We start from the raw sequence: 12364 nt of genomic DNA, 5'->3' as shown, positions 1-12364 counted from the left end.
ACCTGACAATCTTGAGGTGCAGTTTTTTCTTACGGCTGCATCCGCCGTATCACGGAAAACATACGGCGCTGTGGTTTTTCTTTAAGCATCCTTTAAAATCCTTCCTTTACATCCTTTCAATCAAATTACATAATGATCTATGATATAGGATTCAGAAGGAGAGTGTACGTTATGCAACCCCCAACCGGAAAAACCTGCGTTCCGACCGGTGTGGATCTTAAAAACACCGGTTTTGGATATACGTTGTCATTGATAAGCGGCAAATATAAAATAATCATTCTATATTGGCTGTCTGAACGCGAAGTGATGCGGCATAATGAGCTGAAGCGAAGCATCGGCACCATTTCCTTCAAAACGCTGAACATCATGTTAAAAGAGCTGGAGGCAGACGGCCTTATTATACGTAAGGAATTTCCCCAAATTCCCCCAAAGGTGGAGTATTCATTATCTGAACGCGGACGTTCTCTCTTACCTTTGTTCAATATGATGTGTGAGTGGGGAGAGAAAAACAGGCTGGGCTGACAGCCTGTTTCAACCGGAATGATTTCCGCAAAACTTAAAGATTGTCAATAAAACGCAAATAATCCCGGGCGCTTTTCTCCAATTCTCCCGCTCCCGGCCCGGTCGCTTCTTCCTCATTTCCGCCGGGCTCATTTTCCTTGCCGTAAAACGCAAAAAATGAACGATAGTCTGCATGACAATATCGGAATGTCGTTTCAAATGGAACTAATATTTGTTCAAGCGTATAGCGGTACCTTCCGTTTTCACCATAATCTTCTTCTTTAATTCCGGCGGATACACCTAATGCCACTTTACGATTTTTTAATCGATCACCTCCATTTGAACCATAAGCCCATCCGTAAGCCAATACATCATCAAGCCATTTTTTAAGAAGAGGCGGACAGTTAAACCAATAGATAGGGAATTGAAAAACAAGATTGCCGTGCGCTTCCACCAATTTTTGTTCTTTTTCCGCGTCAATGTTTCCATCCGGATATACGTCGGACAATTCGTGAACCGTATACTTTTCCGGATATTTTTTGAGCTCCTCTACCCAGCGCTTATTGATAACTGATGTTTCTAAACTTGGATGTGCAACGATAATCAGTGTTTTCAAATATTTTCCTCCTTCGGATTGTTTTCATCTTGATTATAAAGTTCACACTGCGAATTTGTAAGTATGCACTTTTGGTTCAGGTACTTACATAAAGGTAAGTATCAGTTGTCATCAAACGGTCCGATTTTGCCTGTCCAAAATCCTCTGGCATGAAAAATGCACTTTTTTAATATAATGTTACAAAGCTCTGCTGCCTAAGGAATTTGACGATCCAAAAAGGGGGTCACTTTATGAATTTTGAACTAACCAGAGAACAGCAAATGGTTCGCGAACTCGCCAGAGATTTTGCGAAACAGGAAATTGCACCGCATGCCGAACATGTTGACAGGACGGGAGAATTTCCGGTTGAGACATTTAAAAAAATGGGGGAGCTCGGCCTCTTGGGGATTCCGTTTCCGGAATGCTACGGCGGGTCAGGCGGGGATACGATTTCCTATGCGCTTAGCGTCGAAGAAATCGGCAAAGCGTGCGGGAGCACCGGTCTAAGCTATGCTGCGGCTGTATCGCTCGGGGCTGCACCGATTTATTATTTCGGCACCGAAGAACAAAAACAAGAATATCTCGTGCCACTTGCGACGGGCCGGGCGCTCGGAGCGTTCGGGCTGACCGAACCGAATGCAGGATCAGATGCGGGCGGCACCCGGACAAAAGCCCGCTCGGAAGGGGACAGCTATGTGATCAGCGGGGAGAAATGCTGGATCACCAATGCCGGATATGCCCGGACCGTCATCGTCACCGCCGTCACCGGAAAAGATGACAACGGAAAAAACATCATCTCCGCCATCATCGTTCCGACAGATTCGGAAGGCTTCACCATTAATAGCGAATATGACAAAATGGGTGTCCGCGGCTCCAATACATCGCAGCTCATCTTGGACAATGTCCGCGTTCCAAAACAAAATCTGTTGGGAAGCCCGGAAAAAGGGTTTAAACAGTTTCTCAATACACTTGACGGGGGCAGAATTTCGATCGCCGCGCTGGCCGTCGGTATCGCTCAAGGCGCATTTGAGGCCGCGCTTGCATACGCACACGAACGAAAACAATTCGGCCGGCCCATCTCCTATTTCCAGGCGATTCAGTTCAAGCTTGCCGACATGGCCATGGAAATTGAGCTTGCCCGCAATATGGTGCTGAAGGCCGCATGGCTGAAAGATCAAGGCCGGCCGTTTACAAAGGAAGCGGCTTTCGCCAAGCTTTATGCCTCAGAGATGGCGTTCAGGACATGTAATCAGTCCATTCAAATACACGGAGGATACGGGTATATGAAAGAGTACGGAGTCGAGCGGATGCTGCGGGATGCCAAATTAATGGAAATCGGTGAAGGAACTTCAGAAATTCAACGGCTCGTCATCGCAAGGCAGCTCGGCATAGGCAAACAAGCGGCAAAATGAAAACGCTTTCCGGGAGAAGGGAGGGACAACGTTGGCAGAGCTGCTCCATTTGACTATCGGAAAATTGTTGGAGAAAACCGCGGCAAACGCACCTGATCACGAGGCTGTCGTCTATCCGGATCGCCGTCTCCGTTATACGTACCGGCAATTTGACCAGTTGTGCAGAAAAGTCGCAAAAGGACTGATGGCGCTCGGTATTGAAAAAGGTGAACATGTCGCAATTTGGGCTTCCAATACTCCGGAATGGCTCACCGCCCAGTTTGCCTCGGCAAAAACGGGCGCGGTGCTTGTCACAGTCAACACGAACTATCAATTATCAGAGCTTGAATATGTGCTGAAACAGTCAGATGCCACAACACTCATTTTAATGGAATCATACCGGGGCACTTCTTACATTGATATCCTTTACAAACTGATTCCTGAATTGAAGGAGTCGGAACCGGGTAAGCTCGCATCTGAAAGACTGCCTTTCTTAAAAAATATTATTTTGATGGGAGATAAAAGGCATCCCGGCATGTACCTTTGGGATGACATATTAAAGCTCTCCGGTTCGGTAAGCGAAAAAGCGCTTGATCACAGGATGGAACGACTCAAAGAGCATGATGTCATCAATATGCAATATACATCAGGTACGACAGGCTTTCCAAAAGGCGTGATGCTCACTCATTCCAATTTGGCAAACAACGCGGCAAATATTGCGGAATGCATGAATTTATCGAGAAAAGACAGAATGTGCATCCCCGTACCCTTTTTTCACTGCTTTGGATGCGTGCTGGGAACTCTCGCTTGCGTCACCGCCGGTGCGACGATGGTGCCGGTGCAAGAATTCAATCCAAAAGAAGTGCTTTCCGCTGTCGAAACGGAAAAATGCACGGCGCTGCACGGTGTACCGACCATGTTCATTGCCGAACTGAATGATCAAGATTTTGCATCATATGACTTGTCTTCTTTAAGAACGGGTATCATGGCCGGTTCAAACTGTCCGATTGAAGTTATGAAAAAAGTGATCAATAACATGGGGATGTCTGAAATAACGATTGCATACGGACAGACAGAAGCATCACCGGTCATTACCCAGACGAGGGTCAACGATTCGCTCAAAAGAAGGGTCGAAACCGTAGGGCGCGCCTTGCCGAATGTTGAAGTCAAAATAACTGAACCGGGCACAAATCAGGAGGTTGCAAGAGGCGTTCAAGGCGAGCTGTGCACACGCGGCTACCATGTCATGAAAGGCTATTACAAAAATTCTGAGGACACGGCAGCGGTGATTGATGAGGACGGATTTTTGCATACAGGTGATTTAGCCGTAATGGATGAAGAAGGCTACTGCCGGATTACCGGGAGATTAAAAGACATGATCATCCGAGGCGGAGAAAACATATACCCGCGGGAAATAGAAGAGTTTTTATACAAGCATCCCAACATTCTCGACGTCCAAATTGTCGGTGTGCCTGACGAAACATTCGGTGAAGAGATATCGGCCTGGATCAAACTGAAAAGCGGAGCATCCATGACAGCTGACGAATTAAAAGAATACTGCAAAGGTAAAATCGCCCGTTATAAGATTCCGCGCTATATCGCATTTGTCGAAGAGTTCCCGATGACGGCATCGGGAAAAGTGCAGAAATTTAAATTAAGGGAGCAAGCGCTTGAACATTTTCAATTGTAATTTTCTCTTGCAAGTGCGACGAACTAAAATGAGGGACTCTTTTGTTAAACGGATCATCCGCACATGTAAACGGATACCGTGTAGCCTAAAGCTTTTGAAAGTGAAGCAAAACTGTATCTTAATTGGTTAAGGTACAGTTTTTTTATGAGATTTTTCAAAAACACGTGAGATGATATTTTTTACGAATAAATGATGACAATTTATTTCCATTTCCGCTCGGAGTGCGTGGAATTCCAGCTCTGTTTTTTGAATAAAATGGTATAAACATCGTGATATTTTCTCCGCTTTAGAGCTTTTCTTATGTTATGAGCAGTAAAGACAAGAATTTTGTAGATGAGATAAAATAACCATTTTCTAAAAAATTATTGAATTTATTGTAAACATTGTTGTATTTTATCGAATTTGTATTACAATGATTCTCATACGTATGATTTAGCCATATATTGTCATATAACCTGTAATTATTTTACTTTTTTATTCTCTTATATTTGAAATGGAGGGGTTCCATTGAACACAACCTACACTTTGACCCATGCTCAAAGGAGAGTATGGTTTACCGAGCTGCTCGATCCGGGTACAAGTATCTGCAATCTTGCAGCCTGTGTCAAATTCAGGGGCGCTATTGACCTTGATGTGCTGCGGCGGGCTTTGGATTTTTCAGTTTCCCGGCATGATTCACTTCATTTTCAGCTGACAGAAGGGAAAGGGGAAGAGCCTGATCTTTATCTCGCTGAACATCGCTCGCTTTCCATAGAGACCATTGATTTGACAAAGGCCGGCAAGTCCGAACGGAATAAGTGGATTGACGATCAGACTTCGATTCCGTTTAAGCTGTTTCATTCACCGCTTTATCAATTCACCCTGCTGGCGATTTCGAGCGAAGAAGTTTGGCTCTATGCAAAATTCCACCATATCATAATGGACGGTATTTCTCTTAATCTGCTAGGCAATCAACTGATTGAGATGTATCAAAAAATGATTCGGAATGAACCCTTACCTCAACATCATGAACCTTCCTATCTCACCTATATCGAAAAAGAGAAGCAATACTTGCAATCTTCCCGGTTTGAAAAAGACCGTTTATTTTGGACAAACACCTACCACACCATTCCAGAACATTTCCCACTAACAGAAAAAGCCTTGCCTCAACAACAAAGCACCGCCGCTTTAAGAGAAACCCTGACTCTTTCACATCCCTTGGCAGAATCAATCCGACACTTTTGCGAAAAGCATCAAATTAGCATTCTTTCTCTGTTTATGGCTTCGTTTTACATATGCATCAGCAGAATGACATCCAGCAAGGATATTGTGATTGGGACCTATTACGGAAACCGCGCCTCCAGGCTGGAAAAAGACATGCTCGGTATGTTTGTGAGCACACTGCCAATCAGAATGGAAGTTGATACGGATTGTGATGTTCTTTCATTTGTCACAAGCATCGGGAAAGAACAGCTTTCAGTCATGCGTCATCAAAAATATCCCTACAATCTGCTGATGAACGAATTAAGGCATCAGCATGGTGATCTGCAAAATTTAATTGTCACTTCCATACAGTATCAGCCGCTTCAATGGCAACAAGCGGATGGATTTGAATATGAAACGGCCATGTATTTCAGCGGGCGCACTGCAAATCAGCTGTCTGTTTCAATTAAAGAGCGCCTTGATACCGGTATCATACAGTTAAATTTTGATTATCAAACCGCTATGTTTACTGAACATAACATCAAACGGATTCAATCCCATCTTTTAACCGTTTTGGAGAAGGCGCTTGAGAAGCCGGACCAGCCGATTAAAAACATCGATATGGTAGAGTCCAACGAAAAGGAACGGATTTTGTCTGCTTTTAACCAAACAGATTCCGTCAAACCTTTGGCGCCGACGCTGCATAGCTTTTTCACCCGCCGTGCAGCTCTGTCGCCGAACATGCCGGCGGTTCGTTTTTCCGGCGGTACCTTAACATATCGAGAGCTTGATCAGTATACCAATCAGCTCGCTGTCCGGTTGAAGAAAAAAGGCGTTGCCAAAGAAAGTGTGGTCGGCGTGCTCGCCGACCGTTCACCGGAGATGGTGATCGCGGTGCTGGCTGTTTTGAAAGCCGGCGGCGCTTACGTGCCGCTTGATCCAGACTATCCTGAAGAACGGCTCAGATATATGCTCGCTGACAGTGGCGCCCGGCTTCTCGTCACAGGGCCGGGTTTGTCCGTCTCCGGTTTTGCCGGTGAGACGCTTGAAGTCAACCTGTCATCGTTTCAAGCGGAGACAGCGGAGACCGAATCGGTTTGCGTTCATACAGATGGCGGCTCACTCGCCTATGTCATCTATACATCCGGTTCAACCGGGACACCGAAGGGCGTCGCGGTTGAGCACCGACAGGCTGCCGCCTTTTTGTCCGGGATGCAGCGCCAGTTCCCATTAACTGAAGATGATGTCATCGTGCTCAAGTCATCGTTTTCATTTGATGCTTCGATCTGGCAGTTGTTTTGGTGGATGATTCCCGGCGCCTCCATGTATTTGCTTCCGCAGGGCTGGGAGAAGGATCCCGCTTTGATGACAGAGGCCTTCACAAAAGAAGGAGTGACGACGGCGCATTTTATCCCGGCGATGGCCAACAGCTTTTTAGACCAGGTCGAGATGGAAACAGAGGAGAAAAGGACAAGCCTTGCGAAAACCTTGAAACGCGTATTCGCCGGAGGTGAAGCGCTCGCTCCCCAGACAGCCGCCCGATTTGCCCGGTCTTTGCCGGAGACTGCGGTCATTCACGGCTACGGGCCGACAGAAGCTACGGTGGATGTCGCATTTTTTCGGTACGACCACGAAAAAGACAGGGAACGGATGCGGCTTCCGATCGGAAAACCTGTACCGGGAGCCCGTCTTTATATTTTAGACAGTGAGAAAGCTGTCCAGCCCATAGGGGTGGCCGGAGAACTGTATATCGCAGGCGCGGGTGTCGCAAGGGGCTATTTGAACCGTCCGGAGCTGACAGAAGAACGGTTTCTCGATGACCCGTTTTATCGAGGGGAACGCATGTATCAAACGGGCGATCTGGCGAGATGGCTCCCGGACGGCACCGTTGAATGGCTGGGCCGTATGGACGGCCAAGTGAAAATCCGCGGCTACCGAATCGAACCGGGAGAAGTCGAAGCGGCGCTTCGCCAGATCGACGGCGTGCGGGAAGCGGCGGTTGTCGCCCGGACAGAAGGGGAGGAAACCGAGCTTTGCGCCTATATTGAAGGTCAGGATCAAAAGACCGCAAGGACAGAACTAGGCAAACGCCTGCCGGCCTATATGATGCCTTCATCATTCATCGAGATGCGTGACTGGCCTGTCACACCGAGCGGAAAGCTTGACCGCAAGGCGCTGCCCGCTCCCGACGGAGCGGCTGAACGACGCGCTTACACCGCGCCGCAAACCATCACGGAAATGAAGCTCGCCAAGCTTTGGGAAGAGGTGCTGAAATACGGCCCTGCCGGCATTCGCGACCACTTTTTCGAACAAGGCGGCCACTCGCTGAAAGCGACTGCGCTCGTCTCCCGCATCGCCAAAGCGTTTGGCGTGCAAGTGCCGCTGAAGGAGATTTTCGCCAAGCCGACACTGGAAGAGCTCGCCGCCGTGATTCAGGAATTGGATGAAAGCCCGCATGCGGCGATTGAACCGGCAGAAAAACAGGACACCTACCCGGTGTCCTCGGCGCAAAAGCGGATGTATGTCCTTCAGCAGCTGGAAGACGGCGGTGTCGGCTACAATATGCCGGCGGCGCTTAAGCTGACAGGACCGCTCGACCGCGCCCGGCTTGATGAAGTATTCAGGCAGCTGATCCGCCGCCACGAATCGCTCAGGACGTCGTTTGAAACTGGAGCAGACTGCGAGCCTGTCCAGCGCATCCATGATGATGTCCCGTTTCAGCTGATGGAGTTGGCCGCGGCTGAAGACTTTGTCCGTCCGTTTCGACTTCAAGAAGCGCCGCTTTTCCGCGCCGCTCTTGTGAAGGAAGCGGAGGAGAGCCACCTGTTGTTGGTGGACATGCATCACATCATTTCCGACGGGGTGTCTGTCGGCACCTTAATCCGCGAATTCAGCGAGCTGTACGCCAACCGGATGCTTGCCCCGCTGCGGATTCAATATAAAGACTACGCCGTCTGGCAACAGGCATTCAAACAAGGAGAGGCGTACAACAGACAGGAAGCCTATTGGCTGAAGCAGCTCGACGGAGAGCTGCCGGTGCTGGAGCTTCCGGCCGACAACGCCCGCCCGGCGGTGCGAAGCTTTGCGGGTGATACAGTGTCCCGCACGCTTGATGCGAAAACAACAGCCGGCCTATACAAGATCACCCGCGACAACGGTTGCACCCTGTATATGGTTCTTCTCGCCGCGTACAGCACGCTTCTTGCCCGTCTCAGCGGACAGGAGGACATCATCATCGGTTCGCCGATCGCCGGAAGGCCGCACAAAGACTTAGAACCTGTCATCGGCATGTTTGTCAACACATTGGCGATCAGAACGCATCCGGCAGAAAACAAATGTTTCAGCGATTTTTTAAGGGAGGTCCGCGAAACGGCGCTTGAGGCGTTCGAACATCAGGATTATCCGTTTGAGGAGCTTGTCGACCGGCTCGATGTCGTCCGTGATATGAGCCGCAATCCGCTGTTTGACGCCATGTTTATTTTGCAAAACATGGAACAGCACGATATGCAATTAGCCGGCCTTCAAGTCAATCGCGTTCAAACATTTGCCCATCAAGTATCTATTTTTGACCTTACATTGACCGCTTGCGAATCTAACGGGAATATCCGTCTCGACATGGAATTCAGCACCGATCTTTTCTTAAAAACAACCATCGAGCGCTGGATGAAACATTTGCTTGTACTTTTGCGCCATATCGCCCATCAGCCCGAGACAGATCTTGCACGCTTCAATCTTCTGAACGATGAAGATCAATACCAAATTCTTGTTGAATTTAATCACAAACACCTTCAACTTCCAGAACGAACAGCAGTGTTTCACGAACTGTTTGAAGAAACAACAGCGAATAATCCTCAGAAAATCGCAGTCATTGAGGGCTCGAAACAGATCAGCTATCACCAATTGAATGGTCGCGCCAATCGACTGGCGCGGACGCTTCAAACAGCCGGAATCGGTCCTGGAAAACGAGTTGCGATTTTGGCCAATCGTTCGATTGAAGCCATCATAGGTGTTTTGGCCGTGCTGAAAGCGGGAGGAGCGTATATCCCGATAGATTCCCATTATCCAGAAGAAAGAATTCGGTTTTTATTAAAAGACAGCGAAGCATCTGCGCTACTGGCCCAGGCTGAATATATAGATATCGCTTCACTTTTGACAGATGGCAGTATGCCTTGCATCCAGCTTGACCATGAACATAATGGCCTGCACGAGGAAAATATGGTTTCAACAGCAACTCCAAAAGATACTGCCTATGTCATCTATACTTCGGGAACAACAGGAGTGCCAAAAGGAGTTGAAGTCAGACATCGCAATTTCACACATGCAGCGCTTGCTTGGCGAAGCATCTATGAGCTTGACCGCACACCGGCGAGAGTGCTGCAAATGGCCAGTTTCTCGTTTGATGTCTTTTCAGGAGACATAGCTCGGGCATTCTTAGACGGGGGAACGCTTGTGATTTGCCCGGATGATGTCCGAATTGAGCCCGAACTGTTATGTAAGCTGATGAATCAACAGCAGATTACATTAATGGAATCGACACCAGCCCTGATTGTTCCCTTTATGGAATATGTTTACCGGCGGAAATATCGATTACCGAGCCTAAAGGTGCTGATTCTGGGCTCAGATATTGTCAGTGCAAAGGATTTTTACACATTAAATGAACGATTCGGAAAAGAGATGCGGATCATCAACAGCTACGGTGTAACAGAGGCGACCATTGATTCAAGCTATTATGAAATCACGATGAGTAAAGAGCCTTATCACGATTTTGTACCGATCGGCATTCCGCTCCCAAATGTACAAATGTATGTTCTCAACAAGAACAAACAAGTTCAGCCCATCGGCGTCCCGGGAGAACTTTTTATTGGGGGAGAAGGCGTGGCCAAAGGCTATTGGCAAAAAGCTGAATTGACAAAAGCCAAATTCAGCGATCCATTAGCGCAAGGTCGGCCGCTGTATCAAACCGGAGATCAGGCCTGCTGGCTTCCTGACGGCACCCTCCGTCTTTATGGGCGTCTTGATCAACAAGTCAAAATAAAGGGCTACAGAATTGAGCTCGAAGAAATAGAAAATGCGCTTTTGAAGAACGAGCATGTCAAAGAAGCGGTAGTCGCCATTCAAAAAGATATTGAAGGGAAAACCTATTTGGCGGCATACGTCGTTCCTAAAGAAACAGACATCATCGATTTGCGTTTAGATTTGGCAAAAAGGCTTCCGGCTTACATGATTCCAGCCCATTTTGTCGGTTTAGAGAAAATGCCGCTTACATTTAACGGAAAATTGAATAAAGACGCTTTGCCTGCTGCACATGTTCAGCCCCTGGAAACTTACCATGCCCCGCAAAATGAAAAACAAGCATTGCTATGCCGGATTTGGGAGGATGTGCTCCATGTACGGCAAGCCGGCATCACCGACTCTTTCTTTCAGCTGGGGGGAGACTCCATAAAAGCGCTGCAAGTGTCGGCTCGTCTTGCCGCTGAAGGATGGGATATGACGATTCGGGATTTATTTCAATTTCCGACCATTGAAGAACTGGCGAGTCACCTGACTCCGACCGTATCAATTGCCGATCAGGGACCTGTTGAAGGGAATGCCAGTCTAACACCTGTACAGCAAAGGTTTTTTGCCTATCCTGGCGCCTTTGAACATCATTACAATCAAGCAGTCATGCTCACAAGTGAAAAAAGATTGGACGAGACTGCACTACGCCGGGCCGTATCCGCTTTAATCAAGCATCATGACGCCTTGCGGATGATGTTTAAAAAAGACGATAACGGACGCATCCTTCAATATAATCGCGGAATCAGTCAAACGGATGAGGATGGATTCAGCTTTAAGACCATAGACCTCGCCGATGAGACGCAGATTGCCGAACGCATAGAAGCGGAGGAAAAACGAATACAGCGGGCAATGCGTTTGGACGAAGGACTCCTTTGTCACATTGGATTGTTCAGATTGCGGGATGCAGACCATCTGCTGATCGCCATTCATCATCTGATTGTGGATGGTGTGTCATGGAGAATTTTGCTTGAAGATTTACAAACAGCTTATCAGCAAGCTTTAGCAGACAGAAAAATTAAATTGCCGCAGAAAAGCGATTCTTACGTAACATATGCAAACAGGCTGCATCCATTGTCAACAAGCAACGAACTGCTTGAGGAAGCGGCATATTGGGAGCATGCGATATCTTTTGAAACGACCGCATTACCAAAAGACGGTCATAGGAATGCGGACAGGCTGCAAAAAACGGCACTCATCGCTTCGCGCATGTTAAGCGTGAAACTGACAAACCAGCTGCTGTTTCAGACAAAACAGGCATACGGCACAGAGGTGAATGAACTGATGCTGGCGGCCTTGGGAATGGCGCTTGCCGATTGGACGAAACGTGAGCATTTCCTTGTCAGTGTTGAGGGACATGGCAGGGAAGGACATGTTCCGGACATTGATATTTCCAGAACTGTAGGATGGTTCACCTCGATTTATCCGGTTCTTCTGGACATGAGTGCACCGGACAATTCAAGCGAAAAAACCGCTTGCCGTATAAAAAACGTGAAAGACATGATGAGACGCGTGCCGAACCAAGGAACCGGATACGGGCTTTTGCAATCGTCCCAACGTATTCAGCACCGTGAACCTGAAATCTGCTTTAACTATCTCGGACAGTTCGACGGTCTCGAAGGAATGATGCGGATGTCTCCTTATCAGCCGCGCCACAACATTGCAGAAGAGCGGCCGAGAGAATTTGATTTGGACATTAATGCAATGGTCGTCAATCAGCGGCTTGATATTCAAACTGTCTATACCGACGTCTTTTCCAGGCGTACGATTGAAACATTTATGGATGGCTTCTATGACCGCCTTTGTGAGGTCATTGAGCATTGTTCCGCCAAGAAAAAACGAGAAAAAACATTGAGCGATTTCAGCAATAAACAATTGACTTCCGCTTCATTCGAAAGTATTGCCAATCTCGTAAAAGAACTTTAATTTCGCCGGAAAGGTGTGTGGCAT

At 47.7% G+C, this 12364-nt stretch carries 5 protein-coding genes; 4 read left to right on the top strand and 1 reads right to left on the bottom strand.

What is annotated here, in order from left to right:
- Nucleotides 1-171 precede the first annotated feature (171 nt).
- Nucleotides 172-522, top strand: a complete 351-nt coding sequence (locus tag MHB72_RS11425; RefSeq protein WP_216920755.1) for a winged helix-turn-helix transcriptional regulator — start codon at nt 172-174, stop codon at nt 520-522.
- A gap of 34 nt (nt 523-556) precedes the next feature.
- Here MHB72_RS11425 and MHB72_RS11420 read toward each other — a convergent pair whose 3' ends face one another.
- The gene (locus MHB72_RS11420; RefSeq protein WP_020451705.1) at nt 557-1117 is read right to left on the bottom strand and encodes an NAD(P)H-dependent oxidoreductase; all 561 of its coding nucleotides are present in this window, start codon (nt 1115-1117) and stop codon (nt 557-559) included.
- A 230-nt stretch (nt 1118-1347) separates the two neighbouring features.
- Here MHB72_RS11420 and MHB72_RS11415 point away from each other — a divergent pair, with 230 nt between their 5' ends.
- The 3 genes from MHB72_RS11415 (at nt 1348) to MHB72_RS11405 (ending at nt 12340) form a co-directional block, all read left to right on the top strand.
- Nucleotides 1348-2508, top strand: coding sequence for an acyl-CoA dehydrogenase family protein (locus MHB72_RS11415; protein ID WP_216920753.1), 1161 nt, complete (start codon nt 1348-1350; stop codon nt 2506-2508).
- Between the two features lie 31 nt (nt 2509-2539).
- Nucleotides 2540-4177, top strand: coding sequence for an AMP-binding protein (locus MHB72_RS11410; RefSeq protein ID WP_145685513.1), 1638 nt, complete (start codon nt 2540-2542; stop codon nt 4175-4177).
- Nucleotides 4178-4684: 507 nt separating this feature from the next.
- Entirely contained in the window at nt 4685-12340 is a 7656-nt protein-coding gene (locus MHB72_RS11405; protein ID WP_216920751.1) for a non-ribosomal peptide synthetase, read from the top strand.
- The last annotated feature ends 24 nt before the right edge of the window (nt 12341-12364 follow it).

The organism is Bacillus sp. FSL K6-1284 (genome assembly GCF_038002625.1).
Lineage (GTDB): Bacteria > Bacillota > Bacilli > Bacillales > Bacillaceae > Bacillus > Bacillus paralicheniformis.
This window is presented reverse-complemented; position numbering and strand designations above follow the sequence as displayed.